The organism is Pseudarthrobacter sp. fls2-241-R2A-127, from assembly GCF_030209355.1.
Classification (GTDB): domain Bacteria; phylum Actinomycetota; class Actinomycetes; order Actinomycetales; family Micrococcaceae; genus Arthrobacter.
In genome coordinates this window covers 28,418-53,180 of the sequence record NZ_JARVSF010000010.1, presented here as the reverse complement: position 1 = coordinate 53,180, position 24,763 = coordinate 28,418, and the positions used below count along the sequence as shown (strand labels likewise).

Genomic DNA, 24,763 nt, shown 5'->3' with positions numbered 1-24,763 from the left:
GCCACTGGCTAGGCGGGACGGGACGCCACGCCGGGGGCGAGGAAACGCCGGCCGTTCACCCGCTCGGATGCTCCCACCCGGTCCAGGTAGGGTGTGATGCCGCCCAGGAACAGGGGCCAGCCCGCGCCAAGGATCATGCACAGGTCCACGTCTTCCGGGCCTGCCACGACGCCCTCGTCCAACATCAGGCCAATTTCCTCGGCCAGGGCATCCTGGACGCGCCGCAGCACCTGCTCCGCGGTGGAGGGATTGGCGCCAAAGGACATCAGGCTGGTGGTTGCCTGCGGAATGGTCCGGGAGCCGTCAGGGGCAGTTTCCCAGAGCGCTTTCACGTTGTTGTCGATGAGCCTGGCAAGGTTGGCGGAGACCGGGAAGCGGTCGCCGAATGCCTCGTGCAGCGATTCCTGGACGTGCTGGGCCACCGGCAGGCCCACCATGGCCAGGAGCGTGAAAGGCGACATGGGAAGCCCCATGGGACGCAACGCAGTGTCGGCCACTTCGGCTGGGGTTCCCTCATCGAAGACCGCGGTGACTTCCCCCATGAGCCGCAGGAGGATGCGGTTGACCACGAACGCGGCCGCGTCCTTGACCAGCACGGCGCTCTTCCTCAGCGCCTTGGCCAGCTCGAAGGCGGTGGCCAGGACGGCGTCGTCGGTCCGCGGGGCACGCACAACTTCCAGCAGCGGCATGACGGCCACGGGGTTGAAGAAGTGGAACCCCACCAGGCGCTCCGGGTGCTCCAGGTCCGCAGCCATCGCCGTTACGGACAACGAGGATGTGTTGGTGGCCAGGATGCACTCCGGAGAGACGATTGCCTCGACTTCCTTGAACACCTGCTTCTTGACGCTGAGTTCTTCGAAGACTGCCTCGATCACGAAGTCCGCATCAGCGAAGGCCTCCTTGGACACCGAACCGGTCACCAGCGCCTTGGTACGGTTGGCGGCGTCCTGGCTGAGGCGTTTCTTGCCCAGCAGCTTGTCCACTTCTGCGTGGACGTAGGCCACCCCCTTGTCCACCCGGACCTGGTCGATGTCGGTCAGCACAACGGGCACCTTGAGCTGGCGTGCGAAGAGCAGCGCCAGTTGGCCGGCCATGAGGCCGGCGCCCACCACGCCCACCTTGGTGACCGGGCGGGCGAGCTTGCGGTCGGGTGCCCCGGCCGGCCGCTTGGCACGCTTCTGCACCAGGTCCAGGAACGCGTACACGGTGCAGCGGAACTCGTCGGTCTGCATCAGCTCGGCCAGGGTCTCGCACTCGAGGGCGGCGGATTCCGCCGCCGTCATGGTGCGGTTGGCCTCGAGGAGGTCAAGGACCTTTCCCGGTGCCGGCGACGCGTTGGAGGTCTTGGCCTCCACGAACTTCCGGCCGGCCGCCACCGCGGCCTGCCAGCGGGCTTCCACCCCGGGGGCGGAAGGGTCGACTGCGTTGGAACGTTCCGGGACGACGCCGCCGGAGATGACGTCCGCGGCCCATGCCAACGACTGTTCCAGGAAATCCGCGGGTTCGAAGATGGCGTCCGCGATGCCCAGTGCGAACGCCTGCGCGCCGGACAAGGTGCGGTTGTTGCTGAGCGGGTTCTCGATCATGACTTTGACGGCGTTCTCCGGCCCGGTCAGCCGGGGCAGGATGTAGACCCCGCCCCACCCGGGCACCAGGCCCAGGAAAGCCTCCGGCAGTGCCATCGCGCCTGCTCCGCTGGACACGGTCCGGTAGGTGGACTGGAGGGCGATTTCGAGGCCGCCGCCCAAGGCTGCGCCGTTGATGAAGGCGAAGCTGGGGACGCCAAGGTTGGCCAGGGTCGCGTAGACGTCGTGGCCCAGCTGTGCCATCCAGAGTCCGTGCTCGCGCTTTTCCAGCGATTTCACTGCGGAGAGGTCCGCGCCGGCCACCAGGTAGTGCGGCTTTCCGGTGACGCCGACGCCGACGATCTCACCTCGGGCGGCACGTTCACGCAGGCCCTCCAGCGCCGTGCCGAGTTCCACCAGCGTGTTGGGTCCCAGGGTGGTGGGCTTGGTGTGGTCGAGGTCGTTGTCCAGGGTGATGAGGGCGAACGTTCCGGGGCCCGGCTTGCCGTCCGTGCCCGGCAGGAGGATGTCCTGCACGTAGGAGTGGGTCACGGTTTCGTTGGGGAACAGGTCTGCCAACTTGCGGTAATCTGCGGCGCTCATGCGGTGGCTCCTTCGGAAACGGTGGTGGCGGCGGTCTCCCCCGAGGGGGTTCCACTGTAGTCGGGGTGGTGGGGGTTCTCCCAGATCACTGTGCCACCCATACCCAGGCCCACGCACATGGTGGTGATGCCGTAGCGCACCGAGGGGTCTTCCTCGAACTGGCGGGCCAGCTGGATCATCAGCCGGACCCCTGAGGATGCGAGCGGGTGGCCCACGGCAATCGCCCCGCCATACCGGTTGACCCGGGGGTCGTCGTCGGCGATGCCATAGTGGTCCAGGAAACTCAGGACCTGCACGGCAAAGGCCTCGTTGATCTCGAACAGGCCGATGTCCTCGATGGTCAGGCCCGCGTTCTTCAGCGCCTTTTCGGTGGCCGGTACCGGACCGATGCCCATGACCTCGGGTTCCACGCCGGCATAGGCGTAGCTGACCAGCCGCATCTTCACCGGCAGCCCCAGTTCGGCGGCGGCTTCGGAGGACGCCAGGACAGCGGCGGTGGCGCCGTCGTTCAGCCCGGCGGCGTTCCCGGCGGTGACCCTGCCGTGCGCGCGGAAGGGGGTGCGGAGGCTTTCGAGGTCCGCCATCGTGGTTCCGGGGCGGGGTGGTTCATCCTTGCTGTGGACGGTCCAGCCTTGGCCCGGCTTCCTGGCGGCCACCGGAACCAGGTCCGGCTGGATGCTGCCCGCCTGGTAGGCGGCGGCAAGCTTGTCCTGGGAAGCCACCGCGTAGGCGTCGGTGCGCTGCTTGGTGATGGCCGGGAAGCGGTCGTGCAGGTTTTCGGCGGTGTTGCCCATGTTCAGGGCTGCCGGGTCCACCAGGCGCTCGGACATGAACCGCGGGTTGGGGTCCGCGCCCGATCCCATGGGGTGGTGGCCCATGTGCTCAACGCCGCCGGCGATCACTACGTCGTAGGCGCCGAAACCGATGCTGCCTGCCGTGGTGGTGACCGCTGTCATGGCGCCGGCGCACATCCGGTCGATGGCGAAGCCCGGGACCGTCCGCGGAAGCCCTGCCAGCAGGGCAGCGGTCCGGCCCAGGGTGAGCCCCTGGTCTCCGGTCTGGGTGGTGGCGGCGACGGCCACTTCGTCGATCCGCTCCGCCGGCAGTGACGGGTTGCGGCGCAACAGGCCGCGGATGCATTTGACGATCAGGTCGTCGGCCCGGGTCCCGGCATAGATCCCTTTCTCGCCGGCCCTGCCGAAGGGTGTTCGGATGCCGTCCACAAAGACGACGTCGCGGACAGTGCGCGGGGATGCGCCGCTTCCGTGCTGGCTCACGTGTAACTCCTCATCGAGACGTAGCGCCGGGTGCATGCCGGAGGGCGGCAGCAGCATGGCGTCGGTACGATCGATGTTACTCGTGAGTAACTTAGCCCGCAAGGGCCGAAGGCGTTGGTTATTCGCCGCCCGCGGCAGCGATGGGCTTGGGTTCCCGGGGCGGCAGCGGCTGCGGGTTCAGGAACGCCTCGGCGATCAGGGGCGCAGTCAGTCCCACCTGCCACTCACGGGCACCGAGCATCCGCAACTCGGCGGAAATTGCTTCCTGCGTGACCTCGGCCGGCGGGCGCCAGGCCACGCGGCGCAGGAAGTCGGGCGTGAGCAGGTTTTCGAGCGGCAACTTCAGCTCCTCCGCCTTCTCCTGGAGGAGCGGCCGGGCGGTGGCAAGCCGGGCGGCGGCCTCCGGATCCCGGTCTGCCCAGACCCGCGGCGGCGGCGGGGCGTTGGTGGCCAGGTGCAGGGGCGGGAGGTCCTCAAGGTCCCGGGCTGCGGCGATGCACCGCAGCCAGCGCGGGGCCTCGCGCTGTGCCGCCCTGCCGTGGAATCCCTTGGTGCCCAGCAGCTGGGGCACGGTGGCGGGCATGGCCTTTGCCGCGGCCACCAGGGCGGAGTCCGGAATGAGCCGGCCAGGGGCGACGTCGCGCTTTTGCGCCAGTGAATCGCGTTCCAGCCACAGCTCCCGGACGGCGGCAAGCTGCCGGCGGTCCCGGATCTGGTGCAGGCCTGAGGTCTTCCGCCACGGATCCACGCGCGGGGGAGCGATGCCGGCCGCAAGGATGGCGGCGAATTCCTGCTCCGCGTACTCGAGTTTCCCGTCAGCCTGCAGCAGCTCGATGAGTTCCTCGCGCAGCTCCGTGAGGACTTCGACGTCCAGGGCGGCATAACGCAGCCACGGTTCGGGCAGCGGGCGGGTGGACCAGTCGGCCGCTGAGTGCTCCTTGGCCAGGCCAAATCCGAGCAACTGCTCGATGACGGCGGCGAGGCCCACCCGGGGCAGCCCCGCCAGGCGCGCGGCGAGCTCGGTGTCGAAGAGCTTGTCCGGCCACATTCCGAGTTCGGAGAGGCAGGGCAGGTCCTGGCTGGCGGCATGCAGGATCCACTCGACGCCCCGCAGGGCGTCGTTGATGATGTCCAGGTTCCCGAATGGTTCGGGATCGATCAGCCAGGTTCCGGCCCCTTCCCGGCGGATCTGGACCAGGAAGGCCCGCTGGCCGTAGCGGAATCCGGAAGCGCGCTCGGCGTCCACCCCCGCGGGCCCGGTGCCGGCAGCGATGGCGGCGGCGCAGCGCTCCAGGCCGGACTGGGTTTCGATGACCAGGGGAACGCCGTCGCGGGGCGAGTCGAGGTCGATGATTTCGGGGATGGGGCTGTCGAAGCCCTCCACGGTGATATGGGCTGCGGCAGCATCAGCCGGGACGCCGGCTGTGGTGTTTTCCGGAATGTTTGGGGTCATGATTTTCCCAGTTTACCGGGCAGGTCAGTCAAAGCCCGGTCAGCTTCGGCGCCGGTGCGGGAGGGCGGTGACGCCGTCGGGGAGGGGCGGCAGGCCGGCGAAGGTGCACACCATGTCAGACCACGCCTCCAGGTGCGCCTGGACGTCGGAGGAATCCGGAGTCCAGGAGGCCCTGAGTTCGATGTCGATGGAGCCAGGCCGGCCGGCCAGGGTGCCGAAGCTTTCGGAGAGGACGCGGGTGGCGGTGCCGCCGGCCGCCCGGTAGGCCGCCTTGTGGTTTTCGAGCGCTTCCACCAGCCAGGTCCAGGCGACGGTTCCGAGCATCTGGTCATTGCCCATGTCCGGTTCCAGTTCGGCGCGGATGTAGGTGACGATGCGGAACTCGCCGTCCCAGACGGCCGAGCCGTCGGGGTCGTGGAGCAGGATGAAGCGCCCGGTGGCGAGTTCCGTTTCGTCCTCGTCCCCGGTGGCCGGGGCGGCCGCGAAGGCCATGGCCGCGGGGCCGTGCACGGGAGTTGCGGGCGTGCCGGCGCCGGGCGCCATGACTTCGGCGCCCAGCGCGACGGCGAAAGGTGCCAGGCGTGCGGGTGCGGGGATCTCGGCGAGGCGCAGTTCCTTGCGGCACTGTGCCTTCCTGAGGGTTCCCAAGGCATCGAGGAATGCCGGGGGAACCTGGTCAAGTGCGTTCACCTTGGCAGATTACGGTGCCGGACGCGGCCGGAGGGGAAGGCTCGCCGTCACGGGCCGGTCACCCGGCCCGGCTGTCCCGGTAGTCCCGCAGTTCGTTGCGGATCGCGGCGGCGAAGGCGTCCACGTCTTCCTCGGTGGTGTCGAAGGAGCACATCCACCGGACTTCGCCGGCGGCCTCGTCCCAGTCGTAGAAGCGGAAGGAGCTGCGCAGCCGGTCAGCCACCCCCGGCGGAAGGACGGCGAACACGCCGTTGGATTCAGTCTTCCGGGTGGGCCGGACACCCTCAATGGTGTCGACGGCGGCGCGGAGCCTGGTGGCCATGGCGTTGGCATGCGAGGCCGAACGGAGCCACAGGTCGCCTTCAAGCAAGGCGATGAACTGGGCCGACAGGAAGCGCATCTTCGAGGCGAGCTGCATGTCCATCTTGCGCAGGTACACCAGGCCGTGTGCTGCCTCGGGGTTCAGAGCCACTACCACTTCGCCGTAGAGCAACCCGTTCTTGGTGCCGCCGAAGGAGAGGATGTCCACGCCCGCGTCCCGCGTAAAGGCACGCAACGGCACACCCAGGTGGGCTGCCGCATTGGCCAGCCGGGCCCCGTCCATGTGCAGTTTCATGCCCTTGGCGTGCGCGTGGTCGGCAATGGCCCGCACTTCCTCGGGGGTGTAGCAGGTGCCCAGTTCCGTGGTTTGGGTGATGGAGACCGCCAGCGGCTGGGCGCGGTGCTCGTCGCCCCAGCCCCAGGCTTCCCGGTCGATGAGTTCCGGCGTCAGCTTGCCGTCGGGCGTGGGGACGTGCAGCAGCTTCATGCCGCCGATTCGTTCCGGCGCGCCGTTCTCGTCCATGTTGATGTGGGCGGTGGAAGCGCACACCACGGCGCCCCAGCGGGGGAGCAGGGACTGCAGCGACACGACATTGGCGCCCGTGCCGTTGAAGACCGGGAAGCATTCGATGCCCGCGCCGAAGTGGTCAACCATCACCTCGTGGAGCCGGGCGGTGTAGTCGTCCTCGCCGTAGGAGACCTGGTGGCCCTCGTTGGCGGCGGCCAGGGCTGCCAGGACCTCGGGGTGGACTCCCGAGTAGTTGTCGGAGGCGAAGCCGCGCACGCCGGGGTCGTGCAGCCGCTGCGGGGCGCGTGTTTGTGCTGTGGTCGTCATAGGATTGCTCACGCTTTCAGTGTAGGGACAGTGGCGGCGGTCAGTCCGCCAGCCGGAGCCGGGCACCGTTCAGTTCGGCGCCGGGGGTGTTGAACAACCGCACGACGGCGGCGGCCAGGTCAGCGACGTCCGTTGCCCCGGGGAAGGAGCGTTCCGGATGCTTGCGGCGCAGTCTGTCATCCACCAGGGCCTTCACCACCAGGACCACCGCGGCCGCCTGCCCGCCGCCGTCCTTCGAAGCCTTTCGGAAGCCGTCCGCCATGGCCATGGTCCAGGCTTCCGCGGCGGCCTTCGCTGCCACGTAGCTGGCCACTGCTGCGGCGGGCTTGTCCAGGGCGGTGGAGGACACCATCGCGAAGCGGCCATGCGCGGAGGCGGCGATATCGTCGAAAAAGACGCGTGAGACGTTGCGCAGGGTGGTGATGGCGCCGCGCTCCAGGAACGCCCAGTCGTCGTCGGACTGGTCTGCGATGCCCGTTGCGCCGCGCCAGCCGCCCACCAGGTGGATCACCGCGTCCACCGTTCCCAAGGCCTCGCCCACATCTTCGCGAAGCTGACGGACGTCAGCCAATGCGGCGAGGTCGCATGCGAACGGTGTGACGTCGCCGCCCGCCTCTGCGGCGGCCGCCTTGATGCGGGCCGCGTCCGAGCCCACCGTGGCCACCCGGTGTCCGGCGCCGGCCAGGGCCCGGGCAACGGCGATTCCGGACGCGCCGCTGCCGCCCGTGACCAGGATTGTCAGCGCCTTCCCGTCCGGTGACTGGTTCACAGCGCTGACCGGCCGGTGATTCCGGCGGTTGATTCGATGACCGGGCGCATCTTCTTCTCCAATGCTTCGTAGAACATGGACAGCGGAAATTCGTCGTCCAGCACCTGGTCCGTCAGGCCGCGGGGGGTTCCCGCGAGCGGCAGGGCGTCCGGGCCTTTGGCCCAGACGGAGGCCGGGTTGGGGGTGACGGTTGCCGACACCAGCTGGTAGGCGGCCAGCCAGTGGGCGGTCTTGGGGCGGTCGATCGAGCGCCAGTAGAGTTCGTCGATGCTCTCGCCCAGGGCGATGACGGCGTCAGCCACCTCGTCCCAGTCGATGGTCAGCCGGGTGTCCGTCCAGTGCAGCACGTGCTGCTGGTGCAGCCAGGCAAAGAGGAGCTGGCCGCCCAGGCCGTCGTAGTTGCGCACCCGGTTGCCGGTGATGGCGAACCGGAAGATCCGGTCGAAGATGATGGCGTACTGCACCAGTTTGGCGTGCCGCCTCGCCTGGGGATCGGCGTCGTCATCCTTTTCGATCCGTACCGACTCCCGGAAGGCCGTGAGGTCGCAGCGCAATTCTTCCAGGGAGTACAGGAAGTAGGGCATCCTCTGCTTGATCATGAAGGGGTCGAAGGGCAGGTCCCCGCGCATGTGGGTCCGGTCGTGGATGAGGTCCCACATGACGAAGGTGGCTTCGGTCAGGTCCTGGTCGGCCAGCAGTTCGGCGGCGCCTGCCGGCAGTTCCAGTGAGGTGATGTCCGCGGCAGCCTTGAGGACGCGGCGGAACCTCGCTGCCTCGCGGTCCGCGAAGATGGCGCCCCAGGTGAAGGTGGGGGTCCGGCTGACGGCCACGGTCTCGGGGAAGAGCACGGCGGAGTTCGTGTCGTAGCCGGGGGTGAAGTCCAGGAAACGGATGGGCACGAACAGCTTGTTCGAGTAATCCCCTGCCTCCAGCCCGGCAATGAATTCCGGCCAGATGACCTCGATGAGAACGGCCTCCACCAGCCGGCTGCTGCTGCCGTTCTGGGTGTACATGGGGAAGACCACCAGATGCTGGAGACCGTCCCGGCGCAGGTCCTGCGGCTGGAACGCCAGCAGCGAGGACAGGAAGTCCGGCACCGCAAACCCGCCGGCTGCCCACGCGGCGAAGTCCTGTCGGAGGGCGTCCAGGTAGGCCGCGTCGTGGGGGAACGCGGGCGCCAGGGCCTGGACGGCGTCGATGATGGCGGACACATGCCGGGACGCCTCGGCGTGGTTCCCGGCCTCGGGAACCGAGCCGTCCTGGGACTGGAGGGCCTGCAGGGCGGTGGCGGCGCCCTTGAGCCGGAGCCAGTCTTCGTTCCGGGCGGAAATTCCCGCCACGGCGGTGGTCAGGGCCTGTGTCATGGTCGGCTGCCTTTCTGGTTGCTTGCTGCTCTGGTGAGCGTAACAAGCAACCAGAATGACTTATGCCCGGAGGCGCTGAGCGTAAGAAACTGTTGGCCTCCAGACGCTTGCACCGACCTTGAGGCCAGCATCGGACTGATTGATCGGCGGGAGGGGAGCCTGCGCCTCAGTTGCCGGACGGTGCGTCGTCAGGGCCTTCCTTTTCGACGAGCCGCAGGGACACCGAATTGATGCAGTACCGCTGGTCGGTGGGTGTGCCGTAGCCTTCACCTTCGAACACGTGGCCCAGGTGCGAGTCGCAGGCGGCGCAACGCACTTCCACGCGGTCCATTCCCAAGGTCCGGTCGTGGATGTAGCGCACGGTTCCCTCGGCCAGGGGTGCCCAGAAGGACGGCCAGCCGCAGTGGGAATCGAACTTCTCGTTGCTGGTGAACAGTTCCGTCCCGCAGGCGCGGCACTGGTAGACCCCGGCCGTGTGCGTGTCCCAGTATTCGCCGGTATAGGGGCGTTCCGTACCGGCCTGGCGGAGGACCCGGTATTCCTCCGGCGTCAGTTCTTCCCGCCACTGTGCATCGCTTTTCTGCACGGCGGTTTCCGGGGCAGCGCCTTCCTTGGTGTCCGCTTGCCCGCCGGCGTCCACCATGCCCGTTGCGTTTTGACCGAAGATGTTTCCAAAGATGCTCATGGCAGTACCAACGCTCAGGAGTCGCCGATAAATCCCGAGCCTGCGTACAGATGGAGCACGGGAACGCCGAGCTGGTCCTGGGCTTTGTTGGCCCAGTCAGTATGGAAGGTATCCGCCACGGCGTGCGGCCGCGTGATCACCACCGCCTGCGAGGCACCGGACTCCTTGACCGTCGAGACCAGGCTGTCCACCGCCTTGCCGGCCACCACCTGGCCCGTCACCCCGGAGCCCAGTCCCGCCAAGGCTGCGAGGGAGGCGGCGAGTGTCTCATCCGCATGGACCCGCTCGGCGGCGTCATCCGGAGTGCGGCCCGCAAGGTCCCTGAATGCCTTGGCAACGTCCAGCATGGACAGGTTTTCGAGGAAGTCCACCAGCAGATGCCGTTCTGTATTGGCCGGCACAAGGACCACCAGGCTGCTGTCCGACCCGTCCACGAGCCGTTCGATGTTCAGGCGGTCGTCCGCGCCCAGGGGTTCTTCTGTCAGGATGACGATTGGATCACTCATGGGCATAGCCTAGTCCGGCCCGCGCACGCCCGCACAGCGCCCCGCGAACACCGTCGGATTGCCGCGGGGCGTGCCGCAGCCGCCCGCGAATGCGGGTATCCGCCGCAACGCCGGTAAGAATAGAGCCATGGCACCTTTCCGGCGAGCGCGCCCTGCACTGACTGCACCCACCCGGGATTCCGGCGGGATGTCGCCGGGAGCGAAGTGGGCAGTGGGCGGGGCCATTGCCGGCGGCTCACTGGCCGGCCTGCTCGGAGCCGGTTCCTCCGCCCTGGCCGTGTACTTTGCGCGCAGGGTGATCACCCCGGCGCGGCAGCGCGCGGCGGACAAGGAAGTCCTCGCCGTGATCCGTGACGGGCACAAACAGCAGGTGATCCTGGCCGCCAACGACGACACCACCGTTGACGGGGTGTACGGCTTCTTCTTCGACGGCGGCAAGGGCCACGCCCGGATCGGCCGCATCGTGTCCTACTCGCCTGCGGAACGGACCGTCCTGCGCGAGGTGGAAGCCGTCTACAGCGGAGACCTCTCCACGGCCCGCTGGGGATGGTGGAGCGGCGCCACCTACCCTGACCCGGCCGCCGTCGGCATTCCATTCGAGGACGCGCTTATCCCCGTGGAGCGCGGCGAGGCACCTGCCTGGCTGGTGCGGGCCAAAGGGACCGCGCGGACATGGGCCATCATGGTCCACGGCCGCGGCGCAACCCGGCAGGAAGCCCTGCGGGCGGTGGGCCCGGCGCTGGAACTTGGCCTGACCAGCCTGCTGGTGTCCTACCGGAACGACGGGCTTGCTCCGTCGGCCGATGACGGGCGCTATGGCCTGGGGTCAACGGAATGGCAGGACATCGAAGCGGCCATCGAGTACGCGCTGGCCAACGGGGCCGGGGAGGTGGTCCTGTTCGGCTGGTCCATGGGCGGTGCCATCTGCCTGCAGACTGCCGACCTGTCCCGCTACCGGCACCTGATCCGGGCGATGGTTCTCGACGCACCCGTCATCGACTGGGTAACGGTGCTGGCCCACCACGCCCAGCTGAACCGGATCCCGTCGCTGGTGGGCCGGTACGGGCAGCTGATGCTGGGCCATCCGCTGGGACGCCGGCTCACCGGCCTCTCGGCTCCCGTTGACCTGAAAGTCATGGACTGGGTTTCCCGGGCCGTCGAGCTGCGGACCCCCACGCTGGTCATCCACAGCGTTGACGACGAGTACGTGCCGTATGGACCCTCGGCCCTGCTGGCCGAGCGCAATCCCGAGATGGTCACGTTCGAGACCTTCAACCACGCGCGGCACACCAAGGAATGGAACGTTGATCCGGAGCGTTGGGAACGGCTGGTCAAAGCCTGGCTCCGGCAACAGCTCGCCCCCCGGCTCAACCCGGGATCGCTTGGCCGGGCCACCCCGGCAGGGGCCTGACGTGGCCGCGCCGGGCGGTGTCACGGCCTTGACCGCCCGCGGCCGGGACCTGGCTGCCGGACTCCAGTGGCTGGTGTCCGCGGCGCCGGACGGCCCGCGGCACGCCACCTACGCACCGTTTGACGGCTCGCCGGTGGGGGCTGTCCCGCTGTGCAGCACGCCCGACGTCGATACTGCTGTCAGCACTGCCCGCGAGGCACAGCGCGGCTGGGCAGCCAGGCCGGTCGCCGAACGCCGGGCCGTCATCCGGCGGTTCCGCGACCTCCTGGTGGACCGGGAGCGGGACGTCCTGGACCTGGTCCAGGCTGAAAGCGGCAAGTCGCGGCTGAGTGCCTTCGAAGAGTTCGCTGACGTTGTGATGACGGCGGACTATTACGAACGCAACGCGGAGGGGTATCTCCGGCCGCGCCGCCGGAAGGGGGCGTTCCCGGCCCTGACCCGCACCACCGAATACCTGCTGCCCAAAGGCGTCGTGGGCATCATCAGTCCGTGGAACTATCCGTTGACCCTCGCGGTCTCGGACGCGATTCCCGCGCTGTTGGCCGGAAACGGCATCGTCCTGAAACCGGATTCCCAGACCCCTTTCACGGCGCTCCTGATGCTCAGGCTGCTTCGTCAGTCCGGCCTTCCGGCAGACTTGTTCCAGATCGTGACCGGCCCTGGCACAGAGATAGGTCCAGCTTTGATCCGGCAGGTCGATTTCCTGATGTTTACCGGATCGTCGGAAACCGGCAAGACCGTCGCCCGGCAGTGCAGCGCCCGGCTCATTGGCTTTTCCGCCGAACTCGGCGGCAAGAACCCCATGCTCGTGCTCGCGGACGCAAACGTTGGCAGGGCTGCCGGCGGTGCGGTGCACGCCTGCTTTTCCAACTCCGGCCAGCTGTGCGTCAGCATTGAACGGATCTATGTGCACACGGCCGTCTACGACTCCTTCGTTGCCGCCTTTACCGCCAAGGTGAAGGGTATACGCCTGGGGCCGGGGCCCGACTGGGACATCGGCATGGGCTCACTCATCAGCCAGACGCAGGTTGAGCGGGTGGACAGCCACGTCCAGGATGCGCTGGCCAAAGGCGCTGAACTTCTCGCAGGAGGCCGGAGGCGGCCTGACCTGGGACCGCTGTTTTATGAACCCACCGTCCTGGCAGGCGTCACCGGCGACATGCTCATGGCCCGCGAAGAGACGTTCGGGCCTGTGGTCGCCATCTACCGGGCAGCGGATGACGACGAAGCCGTGGCCCTGGCCAACGACTCCGACTTTGGACTGAACGCCAGCGTCTGGTCTGCCCGCCACGGCGAAGAAGTTGGCCGCAGGCTGCTGACGGGCACCGTCAACGTCAACGAAGGCTATGCCGCCACCTGGGCCTCCCACGACGCACCGATCGGGGGAATGAAGGATTCCGGATCCGGCCGCCGCCATGGCCGGGAAGGCATGCTGAAGTACACCGAGCCGCAAACCATCGCCGTGCAGCGGCTGCTGCGCGTGGCGCCGGCCGCGGGAATGTCGAACAAGTCTTATGCACGCATCATGAAACGGGCCATCACACTGATGGGCCGCCTTCCCCGAGGCCGCTAGGACAGTGTCCGTGGCGCCGAAACCCCAGGAGGACTGACATGGCCAGAGGAACCAGGCTTTACGGTGCAACGCTGCTGGTCACCGGAGGTGGAAACGGTCTGGGCCGGCGCCTGGCCCTCGGCGCCGCAGCACGCGGGAGCCGGGTGGTGATCTGGGATGTGGACGCCGCGCGCGGAGCGGCAGTCCGGGATGAAATCCGTGCCGCAGGCGGCTCCGCCGAAGCGCAGGCCGTTGACGTGACGGACATCAGTGCCGTCAAGGCCGCTTCAGCGGTGGCCGGGCCCGTTGACATTGTGGTCAACAACGCCGGAGTGGTCAGCGGCAGGAGGCTCCTGGACGCCACGGACCAGGACATCGAACGGACCATGCAGGTCAACGTCATGTCCCTGTACTGGGTCACGCGCGCTTTCCTCGGCGGCATGGTGGGCCGCGGCCGTGGAACCGTGGTGACCATCGCCAGTGCCGCCGCTTTGGTGGGCGTCGCCCGCCAGACCGACTACTCAGCCAGCAAGTTCGCCGCGTTCGGCTTCGACGAATCCCTCCGCGCCGAGCTGCGCGCCGCCAGGACCGGGATCAATACCCTGGTGGTCTGCCCCTATTACATTGACACCGGGATGTTCGACGGCGTTCGGACCCGTTGGCCGCGCCTGCTGCCCATCCTCCGGGAAGAGCAGGTGGCAAACCAGGTCCTTGACGCCATCGAGGCCGGCTGCCGCAAACTGTTCCTGCCGCCCGTGGTCAACCTGCTGCCGGTGCTTCGAATCCTCCCCGTCGGCGCCTTCGACAGGCTCATGGACGTGCTGGGTGTCAACCGGACCATGGACAACTTCACCGGCCGCTCCGGGCAGCAACCGCCCGGCTAAGGCCCGGAACGTCCGGTGCTGACCGAACTGACCGGAGCCGCCACGGCGTCCGTGAGCCGGATCAGGTCCGTGGGTGCCAGCTCGATGTCCAGTCCGCGCCTGCCGCCGGAGACCAGCAGGGTCTCCAGTGCCAACGCGCTTGAGTCCAGGACAGTGGGGGAGGACAGCCGCTGGCCGAGGGGTGAGATGCCGCCCAGGACATAGCCGGTCCGCCGCTGGGCGGCAGCGGGATCAGCCATGGACGCTTTCTTCGCACCGAGCGCCGCCGCCATGGCCTTAAGGTCCAGGGTCCCGCTGACCGGCACGATGCCAACGGCGAGCCTCCCCTCGACGTCCACCATCAGGGTCTTGAAGACCCGGAACGGATCGATGCCCAAGGCGGCGGCTGCCTCCGCACCGTAGCTGCCGGCGGCGGGATCGTGGTTGTAAGGGTGCAACACAAAGGGAACCCCGGCCGCGGTCAAGGCCGCAGTGGCCGGGGTTCCCTGGAAAGCATTCTTGCGCGCCATCGTGTACGGGGTCAGCCGTTGGCGCGTGAAGCGACGGCCACCTTGCGCTTGATCCGGCCCAACATGGCCGTCATGCCCCGCATGCGGAGCGGCGTGATGGCGCGGGTGAGACCCAGCAGTTCCGGCATGTCATCGGGGACGGACAGGATCTCCCCGGCGGACAAGCCATCCAGGCCCTCATGGAGCACGCCGGCAAAACCCCGCGTGGTGGGAGCCTCGGCCGGGGCCTTGAAATAGAGATGCACCACGCCTGCCGGGCCGGCGTCGTCCTTCTCCGTCTCGATGGTGAGGAACAGCGGCGACTGGCACTCCACCACCTGCTCGAGGAGTTCAGGGTGGTCCTTGAGGCGCTCGGGCAGTTCCGGCAACCCCTCCGAGAACTCCAGCAGCAGCTGGAGCCGCTCGGGTTCGGACAGGGCCTGGAAATCGTCCACAATCGCCGCCAGGGCGGTGGGCAAAGCTTGAGTAGTCATCGTTCCAAGTCTACGCGGGGAAGCCGGGAGTCAGGCCCTGACGCTGACGGGGACGGAACCGCGCTCGACGCCCTTGACGATCGGCACGCGGACGGCGTTGCCCCATTCCGTCCAGGATCCGTCGTAGTTGCGGACGGTCTCGAAGCCCAGGAGGTACTTCAGGGCAAACCAGGTGTGGCTGGACCGCTCGCCGATCCGGCAGTACGCAACGACGTCGTCGCCCTTGGCCAACCCGGCCTCGCCAAGGTAGATGGCTTCGAGTTCTTCGCGGTTGCGGAACGTCCCGTCCTCGGCGGCCGCACGGGCCCACGGGATGGAGGCGGCAGTGGGGATGTGGCCGCCGCGCAGGGCGCCTTCTTCGGGGTAGGCCGGCATGTGCGTCCGCTGGCCGGTGTATTCCTCGGGGGAGCGGACATCGATCAGGGGACCGGTGCCCAAGTGGGCCAGGACGTCATCCTTGAAGGCGCGGATGGGGGCGTCGTCACGCTCGACCACCGGGTAGTTTCCGGCAGCGGGAGCGGGCCGGTCCCTGGTCAGTTCGCGGCCTTCGGCAATCCACTTGTCCCGGCCGCCGTCCAGCAACCGGACGTCCTTGTGGCCGAACAGCGTGAACACCCAAAGGGCGTAGGCGGCCCACCAGTTGGACTTGTCGCCGTAGATCACCACGGTGCTGTCCCGCGAAATGCCCTTCGACGCCGCGAGTTCAGCGAAGGCGGCACCATCAACGTAGTCGCGGGCCACGTCGTCGTTCAGGTCCGTGTGCCAGTCGATCTTGACGGCGCCGGGGATATGGCCGGTTTCGTACAGGAGGACGTCTTCGTCGGATTCGACCACGATCAGCCCGCCGTCGGCCACCGCGCCGCCTTCGATGGCGGCGGCCAGCCACTCCGTGGAAACGAGCCGCTCGGGGTGGGCGTAGGCTGCGAACTTCTCATTCTGTTCAACCGGGTAGGGCATGGCGTTTGGCCTTTCACTAAGGGCACGGAGAACCGTGGGACCGGCATTGGAACCTGTTCCCACCCTAGCCAGCGCCCCCGGCGTTGTCCGTATTCCGTTAATAGGGCGAAATGTTGGCTTGGTCACGCGGCCGTGCCGGGGACCCCGCCGACCCCGGCTGCGGCGCCCGTTGCCGGTATCCTTTCTGGGGACCACCCACGAGCAGAACGGACCACCTTGGTACAGATCGAACAGCTTGCCGCCCGTACTCCGGCAGTTTCGGTGGACGAACTCCTCAAGGGCTTCTACCCATCGCCGCGGTTCGGGGAGGTTTCCTTTTCGAGCTACCGCCCGGACCCCAAGCAGCCAAGCCAGGCTGCCGCAGTGAACGCCTTGGAAGAATTTGCCGGCGGCGTCGGAGCGGGTAACGGGGGCGGCCTATTCAAGAAGCTGTTCGGCAAGAAAGACGAATCCAGGGCGGGGATCTACCTGGACGGCGGGTTCGGCGTTGGCAAGACCCACCTGCTCGCGTCGCTCTGGCACGCAGCGCCCGGACCCAAGGCCTTCGGCACGTTCGTGGAGTACACCAACCTGGTGGGCGCCCTGTCCTTCCGCAAGACCGTGGAGGCGCTGAGCAGCTACAAGCTGGTGTGCATCGACGAATTCGAACTCGACGATCCGGGCGATACCGTCCTGATGTCCAGGCTCATGCGGGAACTGGCCGACGCCGGCGTCAAGCTTGCTGCCACGTCCAACACCCTCCCCGGATCCCTGGGCGACGGCCGGTTCGCGGCAGTGGATTTCCAGCGCGAGATCCAGGTGCTCGCGGACCAGTTCGAGGTCATCCGCATCGACGGTGAGGACTTCCGGCACCGTGGCCTTCCGGCTGCTCCCGCCCCGCTGAGGAACAGCGAACTGAACGCGCACATGAAAGCCGAGTTCGACGGCAAGACCGTGGCGCAGGACGAGTTCTCAACCCTGATCCACCACCTGGCGGGCGTGCACCCGAGCCGCTACCGGCAGCTTATCGACGGCATCGACGGCGTGGTGTGGCGGAACGTGGAAACCATCAGCGAACAGGCCGTGGCGCTCCGGTTCGTCGTCCTGGCGGACCGGCTCTACGACAAGGACGTTCCCATCCTCGCCAGCGGTGTCCCGTTCGACAAGCTGTTCACCGAGGAAATGATGACCGGCGGGTACATGAAGAAGTACTTCCGTGCCGTTTCCCGCCTCACCGCGCTGGCCCGTGAAGGCCAGAACCACGAACCCTCTTAGTCGGCCCGTTCCGCTACGGGACGCCGGAGTGGAACCAGGAGCGCCCGCACTGCCAGGCCGGCAAGGAGCGCCCAGAACGCTGACCCGATTCCGGCGAAGGCCAGGCCCGAAGCCGCCATCAGGAAGGTGACCGCTGGAGCGATCCGGTCTTCGGGGTCCGCCAATGCGGCCGATACCGCCGAGGCGAGGGTACCCAGCAGGGCGAGGCCTGCGACAGCTTCGAGCATTCCCGCCGGTGCCGCACCCACCACGGTGACCAGGGCGGCGGAAAACGCAGCCAACACCAGGTACGCGGGCCCGGAGACGAAACCGGCGATCCACCGCCTGCTCCGGTCCGCGCCGGCCTCCTCGCCGGCGGCAAGCGCGGCGCTGAGCGCGGCAAGATTGATGGCATGGCCGCCAAACGGCGCTCCCAGTACGGTGCCCGCACCCGTTACCAGCATGGCGGGCCGCCACGGGGTTTCGTATCCGAACGACCGCAGGACGGCCACCCCGGGAACGTTCTGCGACGCCATGGTCACCACGAACAAGGGGACCGCGATGCCCGCCAACGCCTGCAGGGTGAACACGGGGGTGGTCCACACCAGGGCAGGCACGAGGGCTTCGGCTCCGATAGTGGTCCCGCCGGCCGCCAGCTGGATCCCGATCACCAGCAAGGCCACCAGCAGCGCGCCCGGCACCGCCCACCGTGGAGCAAACTTCATCATCAGCAGCCAGCACAGGATCACGGGCGCCACGAACAGCGGGACCGTGCCCAAGGCCTTGAAGGGGGCCAGGCATAACTGAAGCAGGACCCCTGCCAGCATCGCCTGCGCAAGCGAGGTGGGGATTGCTGCCATCAGCCTGCCGAGCGCGGGCACCAGTCCGGTCAGCGCCAGCAGTACGCCCGCCACAAGGAAGGCCCCGACGGCGGCCGGCCAGCCGCCGTCGGGCGTTCCCGACGCTGCCAGCAACGCCGCACCCGGCGTTGACCACGCCAGGGTCACCGGAACCCGGGAGCGCCAGGCGAGTAACAGCACACCAAGCCCGACGGCGAGCGTGACCGCCAGCAGCCCGGAGGCGGCCTGCGCGGGATCGGCACCCACTGTCTTCAGGCCGGCCAGGACCACCGCAAATGACGACGTGAAGCCCACCAGTGCCGTGACGATGCCGGCGACCACGGGCCGGGAATCCAGCCGTGGCCGCCCGGTGTGTGATGTTTTGGGAAACGCTGCGGACTTAGGCATACCGGCAGGTTACCGGCGCGTACCGGCGAACCGGCAATGTGAAGGTGCCCGCGGGCAGCGGCCGTGGCCGGTTCAGGGCGCAACCGGAAGCTGCCCTTAAACGACAAAGGTGCAGGTGCCGCCTCCCGGCGGGACCCGCACCTCCTTGACGTGCCGGGGCAAGGGCCCCTGGCCAAATCCTTTACGGCGTCCTGTCAGCCGGCGGAACCGGATTTCCGGGAGCAACCGGCGGAACCTGCCCGGCGGCAGGTGCCTGGCCGGGAGTTCCGTTCTTGTCAACGAGCTTGGAAGCGCCATCCTGGATCTTGTCGACGTGGCCTGCGTACTTGCCGCCGGTCTTGGTGTCGACGAAATCGCCGGCCTTGGTGATGCCGTCCTTGATGGCCTGCTCGTTGCCTCGGATCAGACCCTGAGCCTTGCCCTTTAGATCGTCAAGTAAACCCACGAGCACCTCCCTTCGATCGCGGAGCCAGGTCGCTCCTCGCGCAACCGATCCTAGCCGCGTCGCGAAGGCATGCCAAGGAAATCGCGTTCGCCCGCAGCGTATGCCGGGACAATAAAAAAGCAGCTCCGGAGAGCTGCTGCTTTTCAGTGGGCGATACTGGGATCGAACCAGTGACCTCTTCCGTGTCAGGGAAGCGCGCTACCGCTGCGCCAATCGCCCGGAACCGGAAGACCGGTATGGGACATAAGAGAGCGGACGACGAGATTCGAACTCGCGACATCCACCTTGGCAAGGTGGTGCTCTACCAGCTGAGCTACGTCCGCATTGTGCAGTTTGTTCCGGATACTCCGGGATACTGCCGGCAAGTTTCCTTGCCGAGTGGGCGATACTGGGATCGAACCAGTGACCTCTTCCGTGTCAGGGAAGCGCGCTACCGCTGCGCCAATCGCCCATTGCCTCCGGTAAACCGGAAACCATGGTTTTCACCGAGGTGGGTACGGGATTCGAACCCGTGTATACGGCTTTGCAGGCCGCTGCCTCGCCTCTCGGCCAACCCACCGTGTTAGCGTCAATTCCGAAGAATGTTTGCTGTGACAGTGTCCTGCGAGCGGACGACGAGATTCGAACTCGCGACATCCACCTTGGCAAGGTGGTGCTCTACCAGCTGAGCTACGTCCGCATTTTGGAGGGTTGATTCCTTGCCGTTTCCGGCATTTCCTCGCGTTCCAACGAGTAAAAACAATATAGGAGGTTCCGGGATTCTCCAAATTGCCCCCAAGGGATGATGGTCATGCGGCCCCACTTCCGCGTCATCACGCGAATTTTTCGACTTACAAGCGTGTAATTCGAAGTGGACGGCGGCTGGCGGGCAGCCGCCGGGCCCCGACAACCTCTCTATATGCGCGGCCGGCAGGCGCCGATTTTTCAAATGGCCCAATGGTCGGCTAGCATTCAAATGCATCGGGGCGATTGGCGCAGTGGTAGCGCGCTTCGTTCACACCGAAGAGGTCACTGGTTCGAACCCAGTATCGCCCACCGCAGAGGTCCGTTTCCGCTCATACGCAGCGGAAACGGACCTTTTTTGTGTTCGGATCCAGCGTCCGGAGATTTTGTCAGCCCCCTGTGAAAGAGTCTTTTGTATGACTGATCCGCTTCTTGCCCACGCCACTGAATACGGCCGGATGTACGCACGGTCCACGTCTGAACAGTTCTCCGTGCCGTCCATCACCACCGTCATCAGCCAACAGCCGCATGGCCTCGACGGCTGGTTCGGCTACATGGGTGCGAGCAGCCTCGCCAAGGATCCCCTCCTCTCAGACAGCCTGGGCAGCCCGGCGAAGATCAAGCAGGCCATCAACCGTGCGGCCAAGGCTGCCGAAACCTACCGGGACGACGCCGCGCGCCGCGGGGACCGGGTCCATAACTACTGCGAGCAGGTGGCGCTCCGGGCGCTGGGGCGCCCGGACACCATGAAGGAAGCCCGGGAGGCCCTGGCAGCCAATGGTGAAGAAGCCTTCGCGGTCCGCTTCGATGAGTGGTGGGAGCTGTTCCGGGTGGAGCCCATTGCCCCGGAAATCACTGTCTGGAACCAGTCCGTGGGCTACGCCGGAACCCTCGACCTCGTAGCCCGCATCAACGGCCGCGTCTGCCTGATCGACTACAAAACCAAGGGCACCACTCGCGACGGGCTGGTCAAACCGCTCGATGACAAGGTGGTCATGCAGCTGGTCGCCGGAATGAAGGCGGAAGAAAGCCTGGTGGATCCCGAAGCCGGAACCTGGGAGCCCTGGAAATACGGCGACAACCCGGTCCTGCTGGCAGTCGCCATTGGAGAAACCGAGGTACGTCCCGTCCGTGCGAATCCGGAGGTCCTCAAGCATCACTGGTGGAAGTTTTGCGCCCTGCGCCGGGTGTGGGAACTGTCCGCGGACACCCTCAGCGCCGGCACGGCACTGCTGCCCATCGCGCCGCCGCCGCTGGCACAGGCCCGCACGGCGTAAGGCGGAGCGGCACCGCAGGGGACAGCACCTAAACTGGACAGGTTCCCTTTTTCCGCCAACCGTGAGGAATAACTGCGCATGGCTATCCTGAATATCCGCATCATCGGCGATCCTGTGCTCCGCACGGTGGCTGATCCCGTGACGGAATTCGGACCCGAGCTTGCCAAACTGGTCGCCGACATGACCGAAACCATGGAGGACGTGGAAGGCGCCGGCCTGGCCGCGCCGCAGGTCGGCGTCAGCAAACGTGTCTTCACGTACCGTATTGACGGCGTCGAAGGCCACATCATCAACCCGGTGCTGGAGAACAGCGCGGACTACCAGCCGGACCATGTGGAGGGTTGCCTCTCCATTCCGGGACTTGGCTTCCCGGTGCGCCGCTTCCGCGCCACCCGGGTCACCGGCGTCGACATGCACGGCAACCCGGTGACGGTCGACGGCGAGGGGCTGCTGGCACGGTGCTTCCAGCACGAAAACGACCACCTCGACGGCATCCTCTACACCGACCGGCTCGAGGGCGACGACCGGAAGGCAGCTCTGCGCTCCATCCGCAATGCCAACTACGACGCCGTCGCCGAACGCACCACGGCCAAGCGTGCCAAGAGCGTCGGGTCCAGCTTCGGCGGTACAAGTTTTGGCGCCCCCGGCAGCTTTGGCGCCGCAGAATGAGGGTACTTTTTGCCGGTACCCCGGCCGTCGCCGTTCCATCACTCGACGCCCTGGTCAACGCCGGCTTCGAGGTCGTCGCGGTCCTGACCCGTCCCGACGCGCCACTGGGCCGGAATCGCGTGCTGACGCCCTCCCCGGTTGCCCGCCGCGCCGCCGAACTCGGGATCGACATCATTCACGCGGCCAAGGTCGAAGCCGACACCACCGCACGCATCACGGCCGCCGCGCCGGACGTGGCCGCGATCGTTGCTTACGGCGGCTTGGTCCCGCCCGCCGCGCTGGCCATACCCCGCCACGGCTGGGTCAACCTGCACTTCTCCCTGCTTCCGGCCTGGCGCGGCGCGGCCCCGGTCCAGCGATCCATCATGGCCGGAGACGACGTCACCGGCGCCGTGACGTTCCAGCTTGAAGAAGGACTCGATACCGGTCCCGTCTTCGGCACCCTGACCGAGCCCGTGGGCCCCCACGACACCGCAGGCGACCTGCTCGAGCGGCTTTCACACAGCGGAGCAGTCCTGCTCGCGCAGACGTTGTCGGCCATCGACGCCGGAAAAGCGGCGCCGCAGCCGCAGGCGGGCGACGTCACCGTGGCGCCGAAGCTGACCCTGGACGACGGGCGCCTCACCTGGGCCCACCCGGCGCTTGCCATCAGCCGGCAGGCGCGCGGCGTCACCCCCGAGCCCGGGGCCTGGACCATGCTGGACGGGCAGCGGATCAAACTCGAGCCCGTCCGGCTGCGGCCGGATGTTACCGGCCTGGCCCCGGGAACCATGGAACTGAACGGCAAAGCCGTGCTGGTCGGAACGGGTTCGCACGCGGTGGAACTCACCCGGATCCAACCCGCCGGCAAGAAAATGATGGCCGCCGCCGACTGGGCGCGCGGTATGGCTTCAGTGGAGGGCGTGGTGTTCGAATGAGCGGTTCCGGAGCAAACCCGGGCGGCCAGGGCAGGTCCGGAGGGCGGGGCAACGCCGGGCGGAATGGCCAGGGCGGCAGCGGTGGGCCCGGCGGCGGACGGGGCAACGGCGGTCCCGCCGGTGCCAGCCGGCGGGACGCCAAAGGGCGGGAACGCAACCGCGGGCCGCAACGGAGCTTCACAGAGCAGGCACCGTCCCAGCGCACCAGGCGCGCCGACCCCGCCCGGCTGGTGGCCTTCGAGGTGCTGCGCGCCGTGGCCCAGGAAGATGCCTACGCCAACCTGGTGCTGCCTGCACGGATCCGGCATCACCACCTCGACAAACGGGACGCCGGCTTCGCCACCGAATTGAGCTACGGTGCCCTGCGCGGCCAAGGCACCTACGACGCCATCCTGGCCAGGTGCGTGGACAGGCCGCTTGACCAGCTTGATCCGGCCGTCCTGGACGCCCTCCGCCTCGGTGTCCACCAGTTGCTGGCCATGCGGGTCCCGGCCCATGCGGCGCTGGACCAGACTGTTGGGCTCGCCCGCGCCGTCATCGGTGCAGGCCCCTCGGCACTGATCAACGCCGTCCTGCGCAAGGTCGCGGCCCGCACCCTTGATGAATGGCTGGACCAGCTGGTTGCAGGCGAGACCGACGAAACGAAGATTGCGTCGCTGCGATACGCCCACCCCGAGTGGATTGTCCGGGCCATGCGGCAATCCCTGGTGGCCCATGGCCGCCCCGCCTCCGAGATCAACACGCTGCTGGAATCTGACAACGCCGCCCCCGTGGTCAACCTGGTGGCCCTGCCAGGGCTTGGGAGCCTGGATGAAGCCTTGGAAACGGGTGCCACCCCCGGTGAACTGGTGGAGGGATCCGCGCTGTCCAGCGGCGGGGACCTGGGCCGCTTGTCCTCCGTCCGCGCCGGAACCACCCGCGTGCAGGACGTCGGTTCCCAATTGGTGGCAAGGGCGCTTGCCGCCGTCGACCTCGGCGCGACGGCAGCGGAGAGTGCCGGGCCAACCGCGTCGGCAGATTCCACCCCCGAGGCGTGGCTGGATCTGTGCGCGGGGCCCGGCGGGAAAGCGGCACTGCTGGGGGCCCTTGCCCACCAGCGCGGGGCCACGCTCCTGGCGAACGAACCGGCTCCGCACCGGGCAAAGCTCGTGGGCCAGGCCCTGGCCGCCGTGCCGCACGACAGCTGGCAGGTGCGCACTGGCGACGGCCGTGATGTCGGAACGGAGCAGCCCGGCAGCTTCGACCGAGTCCTGGTGGATGTTCCCTGTACGGGCCTGGGGGCGCTGCGCCGCCGTCCGGAGTCCCGGTGGCGGAGGTCGCCCAAGGACATCGCAGACCTGGGCCCTCTGCAACGGGAGCTGCTGGCATCCGCGCTGGCCGCGGTGCGTCCCGGGGGAGTAGTGGCTTATGTGACCTGCTCGCCGCATCCGGCCGAAACCACTGCAGTCGTGGCCGACGCCATCAGGAAACGCGACGACCTTGAGCTCCTTGACGCGGGCGCCGCCCTGGATGCCGTCAGCCTGACCGGCAACCTCGGCGCCGGACACGACCTGACGGCCCAGCTCTGGCCCCACATCCACCACACCGACGCCATGTTCCTGGCCATCATCAAGAAGAAATCCTGATCGGGACGTTCCTGCCCGGGCAGGAACGTTCCAAACACACCAAGCACCTTCAGCGAAAGGCACTTCCGTGGCGCAATGCTGCATCAACCCGAGCATCCTCTCCGCCGACTTCGTCAACCTTGAGGCCGAACTCCAGCGGATCAGCAATGCCGACGCCGTGCACGTGGACGTGATGGACAACCACTTCGTCCCCAACCTCACCCTCGGGCTGCCCGTCGTGCAGCGGATCCAGGCAGTCAGCCCCGTTCCGCTGGATGCGCACCTGATGATTGCCGACGCCGACCGCTGGGCACCCGGGTTCGCCGACGCCGGGCTCGCATCAGTCACCTTCCACGCCGAGGCATCCATCGCACCGATCAAGCTCGCACGGGAACTGCGCAGCAGGGGAGCCAAGGCCGGGATGGCGCTGCGGCCCGCCACGGCGGTTGAACCTTACCTGGACATGCTGCCGGAACTTGACATGCTCCTCATCATGACTGTGGAGCCGGGCTTCGGCGGCCAGGCATTCCTGGACATCACGCTGCCCAAAATCCGCAGGGCGCGCGAAGCAGTGGACGGGTCGGGGCTGGGAGTTGCCATTCAGGTGGACGGCGGCATCTCGGAGGAGACCATCGCCCGTGCCGCCGAGGCAGGCGCCAACGTCTTCGTAGCCGGCTCCGCGGTCTACGGTGCGGACGATCCTGCAGCAGCCATCGAGCTGCTCCGTGCAAAGGGAAGCCGGACATTACGTGCGGCGACGGAATAACCGGCGGCCCCTGCCGGTTGTGGCACAA

The 24,763-nt window shown here is 67.5% G+C and carries 23 protein-coding genes and 6 tRNA genes; 10 read left to right on the top strand and 19 right to left on the bottom strand.

Translation table 11 applies throughout. The features are described from left to right. Nucleotides 1–8: 8 nt before the first annotated feature. From QRN53_RS08455 to QRN53_RS08415, 9 genes are all read right to left on the bottom strand, one after another. The gene (locus QRN53_RS08455; RefSeq protein WP_285243560.1) at nt 9–2,168 is read right to left on the bottom strand and encodes a 3-hydroxyacyl-CoA dehydrogenase NAD-binding domain-containing protein; all 2,160 of its coding nucleotides are present in this window, start codon (nt 2,166–2,168) and stop codon (nt 9–11) included. Continuing rightward, the gene (locus tag QRN53_RS08450) at nt 2,165–3,445 is read right to left on the bottom strand and encodes a thiolase family protein (RefSeq protein WP_285243559.1); all 1,281 of its coding nucleotides are present in this window, start codon (nt 3,443–3,445) and stop codon (nt 2,165–2,167) included. The genes QRN53_RS08455 and QRN53_RS08450 overlap by 4 nt, the downstream gene beginning before the upstream one ends. 118 nt (nt 3,446–3,563) lie before the next feature. Continuing rightward, nucleotides 3,564–4,898 carry an HRDC domain-containing protein gene (locus tag QRN53_RS08445; protein WP_285243558.1) on the bottom strand — a complete coding sequence of 445 codons (1,335 nt, stop codon included), beginning with the start codon at nt 4,896–4,898 and terminating at the stop codon, nt 3,564–3,566. 39 nt (nt 4,899–4,937) lie between these two features. Further along, entirely contained in the window at nt 4,938–5,588 is a 651-nt protein-coding gene (locus QRN53_RS08440; RefSeq protein WP_285243557.1) for a DUF3000 domain-containing protein, read from the bottom strand. A gap of 58 nt (nt 5,589–5,646) precedes the next feature. After that, nucleotides 5,647–6,744: a threonine aldolase family protein gene (locus tag QRN53_RS08435; RefSeq protein WP_285243610.1), complete on the bottom strand. Its 1,098-nt coding sequence runs from the start codon at nt 6,742–6,744 to the stop codon at nt 5,647–5,649. A gap of 40 nt (nt 6,745–6,784) precedes the next feature. Next, nucleotides 6,785–7,513 carry an SDR family NAD(P)-dependent oxidoreductase gene (locus tag QRN53_RS08430; protein ID WP_285243556.1) on the bottom strand — a complete coding sequence of 243 codons (729 nt, stop codon included), beginning with the start codon at nt 7,511–7,513 and terminating at the stop codon, nt 6,785–6,787. Continuing rightward, nucleotides 7,510–8,877 carry a DUF6421 family protein gene (locus QRN53_RS08425; protein WP_285243555.1) on the bottom strand — a complete coding sequence of 456 codons (1,368 nt, stop codon included), beginning with the start codon at nt 8,875–8,877 and terminating at the stop codon, nt 7,510–7,512. The genes QRN53_RS08430 and QRN53_RS08425 overlap by 4 nt, the downstream gene beginning before the upstream one ends. Nucleotides 8,878–9,043: 166 nt before the next feature. Next, entirely contained in the window at nt 9,044–9,520 is a 477-nt protein-coding gene (gene msrB / locus QRN53_RS08420) for a peptide-methionine (R)-S-oxide reductase MsrB (protein WP_285243609.1), read from the bottom strand. 56 nt (nt 9,521–9,576) lie between these two features. Continuing rightward, complete coding sequence (locus QRN53_RS08415) at nt 9,577–10,068, bottom strand: hypothetical protein (RefSeq protein ID WP_285243554.1); 492 nt, start codon at nt 10,066–10,068, stop codon at nt 9,577–9,579. A 127-nt stretch (nt 10,069–10,195) separates the two neighbouring features. Between QRN53_RS08415 and QRN53_RS08410 the strand changes: the two genes are divergently transcribed. The 3 genes from QRN53_RS08410 to QRN53_RS08400 are packed head-to-tail and all read left to right on the top strand — an operon-like array spanning nt 10,196 to nt 13,915. Beyond that, nucleotides 10,196–11,479 carry an alpha/beta hydrolase family protein gene (locus QRN53_RS08410; RefSeq protein ID WP_502934834.1) on the top strand — a complete coding sequence of 428 codons (1,284 nt, stop codon included), beginning with the start codon at nt 10,196–10,198 and terminating at the stop codon, nt 11,477–11,479. Between the two features lies 1 nt (nt 11,480). Next, nucleotides 11,481–13,052, top strand: coding sequence for a succinic semialdehyde dehydrogenase (locus tag QRN53_RS08405; protein ID WP_285243553.1), 1,572 nt, complete (start codon nt 11,481–11,483; stop codon nt 13,050–13,052). A 38-nt stretch (nt 13,053–13,090) separates the two neighbouring features. Beyond that, nucleotides 13,091–13,915: an SDR family oxidoreductase gene (locus tag QRN53_RS08400; protein WP_285243552.1), complete on the top strand. Its 825-nt coding sequence runs from the start codon at nt 13,091–13,093 to the stop codon at nt 13,913–13,915. Here QRN53_RS08400 and ybaK read toward each other — a convergent pair. From ybaK to QRN53_RS08385, 3 genes are read right to left on the bottom strand one after another with little or no spacing between them, the layout of a single operon-like run. Continuing rightward, nucleotides 13,912–14,424: a Cys-tRNA(Pro) deacylase gene (gene ybaK, locus QRN53_RS08395; protein WP_285243551.1), complete on the bottom strand. Its 513-nt coding sequence runs from the start codon at nt 14,422–14,424 to the stop codon at nt 13,912–13,914. The two genes, QRN53_RS08400 and ybaK, sit on opposite strands and share 4 nt — an antisense overlap. An 11-nt stretch (nt 14,425–14,435) precedes the next feature. Beyond that, nucleotides 14,436–14,897 (bottom strand): SufE family protein, encoded by a 462-nt coding sequence (locus QRN53_RS08390; RefSeq protein WP_285243550.1) that lies wholly within the window; start codon nt 14,895–14,897, stop codon nt 14,436–14,438. Between the two features lie 30 nt (nt 14,898–14,927). Continuing rightward, on the bottom strand, nt 14,928–15,854 hold the full coding sequence (locus tag QRN53_RS08385; RefSeq protein ID WP_285243549.1) for a sulfurtransferase: 927 nt from the start codon (nt 15,852–15,854) through the stop codon (nt 14,928–14,930). A 216-nt stretch (nt 15,855–16,070) separates the two neighbouring features. Here QRN53_RS08385 and zapE point away from each other — a divergent pair, with 216 nt between their 5' ends. Beyond that, the gene (zapE, locus tag QRN53_RS08380) at nt 16,071–17,108 is read left to right on the top strand and encodes a cell division protein ZapE (protein WP_285243548.1); all 1,038 of its coding nucleotides are present in this window, start codon (nt 16,071–16,073) and stop codon (nt 17,106–17,108) included. On the opposite strand, the gene QRN53_RS08375 is transcribed toward zapE, so the two are convergent. The 7 genes from QRN53_RS08375 to QRN53_RS08345 form a co-directional block, all read right to left on the bottom strand. Beyond that, nucleotides 17,105–18,334 carry a benzoate/H(+) symporter BenE family transporter gene (locus QRN53_RS08375; RefSeq protein ID WP_285243547.1) on the bottom strand — a complete coding sequence of 410 codons (1,230 nt, stop codon included), beginning with the start codon at nt 18,332–18,334 and terminating at the stop codon, nt 17,105–17,107. The genes zapE and QRN53_RS08375 overlap by 4 nt on opposite strands. Before the next feature lie 181 nt (nt 18,335–18,515). After that, nucleotides 18,516–18,779, bottom strand: coding sequence for an antitoxin (locus QRN53_RS08370; protein WP_285243546.1), 264 nt, complete (start codon nt 18,777–18,779; stop codon nt 18,516–18,518). A 147-nt stretch (nt 18,780–18,926) separates the two neighbouring features. Further along, nucleotides 18,927–18,998: transfer RNA gene (locus QRN53_RS08365), tRNA-Val, on the bottom strand. A 31-nt stretch (nt 18,999–19,029) separates the two neighbouring features. After that, nucleotides 19,030–19,102, bottom strand: a tRNA-Gly gene (locus QRN53_RS08360). Nucleotides 19,103–19,158: 56 nt separating this feature from the next. Beyond that, a tRNA-Val gene (locus QRN53_RS08355) sits at nt 19,159–19,230 on the bottom strand. 37 nt (nt 19,231–19,267) lie between these two features. Continuing rightward, nucleotides 19,268–19,338: transfer RNA gene (locus QRN53_RS08350), tRNA-Cys, on the bottom strand. A gap of 47 nt (nt 19,339–19,385) precedes the next feature. After that, nucleotides 19,386–19,458 (bottom strand) — tRNA-Gly (locus QRN53_RS08345). 284 nt (nt 19,459–19,742) lie between these two features. Here QRN53_RS08345 and QRN53_RS08340 point away from each other — a divergent pair. From QRN53_RS08340 to rpe, 6 genes are all read left to right on the top strand, one after another. After that, nucleotides 19,743–19,814 (top strand) — tRNA-Val (locus QRN53_RS08340). Nucleotides 19,815–19,918: 104 nt separating this feature from the next. After that, a complete protein-coding gene (locus QRN53_RS08335; protein WP_285243545.1) occupies nt 19,919–20,779 on the top strand; it encodes a cytochrome in 861 nt (286 codons plus the stop codon). Nucleotides 20,780–20,857: 78 nt separating this feature from the next. Further along, complete coding sequence (gene def / locus QRN53_RS08330; RefSeq protein WP_285243544.1) at nt 20,858–21,448, top strand: peptide deformylase; 591 nt, start codon at nt 20,858–20,860, stop codon at nt 21,446–21,448. Continuing rightward, nucleotides 21,445–22,365 carry a methionyl-tRNA formyltransferase gene (gene fmt, locus QRN53_RS08325; protein ID WP_285243543.1) on the top strand — a complete coding sequence of 307 codons (921 nt, stop codon included), beginning with the start codon at nt 21,445–21,447 and terminating at the stop codon, nt 22,363–22,365. The genes def and fmt overlap by 4 nt, the downstream gene beginning before the upstream one ends. Then, nucleotides 22,362–23,990, top strand: coding sequence for an RsmB/NOP family class I SAM-dependent RNA methyltransferase (locus QRN53_RS08320; protein WP_285243542.1), 1,629 nt, complete (start codon nt 22,362–22,364; stop codon nt 23,988–23,990). The genes fmt and QRN53_RS08320 overlap by 4 nt, the downstream gene beginning before the upstream one ends. 67 nt (nt 23,991–24,057) lie before the next feature. Continuing rightward, nucleotides 24,058–24,735, top strand: a complete 678-nt coding sequence (gene rpe / locus QRN53_RS08315) for a ribulose-phosphate 3-epimerase (protein ID WP_285243541.1) — start codon at nt 24,058–24,060, stop codon at nt 24,733–24,735. Nucleotides 24,736–24,763: the final 28 nt, after the last annotated feature.

Excerpts from the sequence above, each read along its gene's own strand:
- QRN53_RS08455 (WP_285243560.1), bottom strand. The coding sequence starts at position 2,168 with ATGAGCGCCGCAGATTACCGCAAGTTGGCAGACCTGTTCCCCAACGAA.
- QRN53_RS08445 (WP_285243558.1), bottom strand. The coding sequence starts at position 4,898 with ATGACCCCAAACATTCCGGAAAACACCACAGCCGGCGTCCCGGCTGAT.
- QRN53_RS08435 (WP_285243610.1), bottom strand. The coding sequence starts at position 6,744 with ATGACGACCACAGCACAAACACGCGCCCCGCAGCGGCTGCACGACCCC.
- QRN53_RS08425 (WP_285243555.1), bottom strand. The coding sequence starts at position 8,877 with ATGACACAGGCCCTGACCACCGCCGTGGCGGGAATTTCCGCCCGGAAC.
- msrB (WP_285243609.1), bottom strand. The coding sequence starts at position 9,520 with ATGGTGGACGCCGGCGGGCAAGCGGACACCAAGGAAGGCGCTGCCCCG.
- QRN53_RS08415 (WP_285243554.1), bottom strand. The coding sequence starts at position 10,068 with ATGAGTGATCCAATCGTCATCCTGACAGAAGAACCCCTGGGCGCGGAC.
- QRN53_RS08410 (WP_502934834.1), top strand. The coding sequence starts at position 10,196 with ATGGCACCTTTCCGGCGAGCGCGCCCTGCACTGACTGCACCCACCCGG.
- QRN53_RS08400 (WP_285243552.1), top strand. The coding sequence starts at position 13,091 with ATGGCCAGAGGAACCAGGCTTTACGGTGCAACGCTGCTGGTCACCGGA.
- ybaK (WP_285243551.1), bottom strand. The coding sequence starts at position 14,424 with ATGGCGCGCAAGAATGCTTTCCAGGGAACCCCGGCCACTGCGGCCTTG.
- QRN53_RS08390 (WP_285243550.1), bottom strand. The coding sequence starts at position 14,897 with ATGACTACTCAAGCTTTGCCCACCGCCCTGGCGGCGATTGTGGACGAT.
- QRN53_RS08385 (WP_285243549.1), bottom strand. The coding sequence starts at position 15,854 with ATGCCCTACCCGGTTGAACAGAATGAGAAGTTCGCAGCCTACGCCCAC.
- QRN53_RS08375 (WP_285243547.1), bottom strand. The coding sequence starts at position 18,334 with ATGCCTAAGTCCGCAGCGTTTCCCAAAACATCACACACCGGGCGGCCA.
- QRN53_RS08335 (WP_285243545.1), top strand. The coding sequence starts at position 19,919 with ATGACTGATCCGCTTCTTGCCCACGCCACTGAATACGGCCGGATGTAC.
- def (WP_285243544.1), top strand. The coding sequence starts at position 20,858 with ATGGCTATCCTGAATATCCGCATCATCGGCGATCCTGTGCTCCGCACG.
- fmt (WP_285243543.1), top strand. The coding sequence starts at position 21,445 with ATGAGGGTACTTTTTGCCGGTACCCCGGCCGTCGCCGTTCCATCACTC.
- QRN53_RS08320 (WP_285243542.1), top strand. The coding sequence starts at position 22,362 with ATGAGCGGTTCCGGAGCAAACCCGGGCGGCCAGGGCAGGTCCGGAGGG.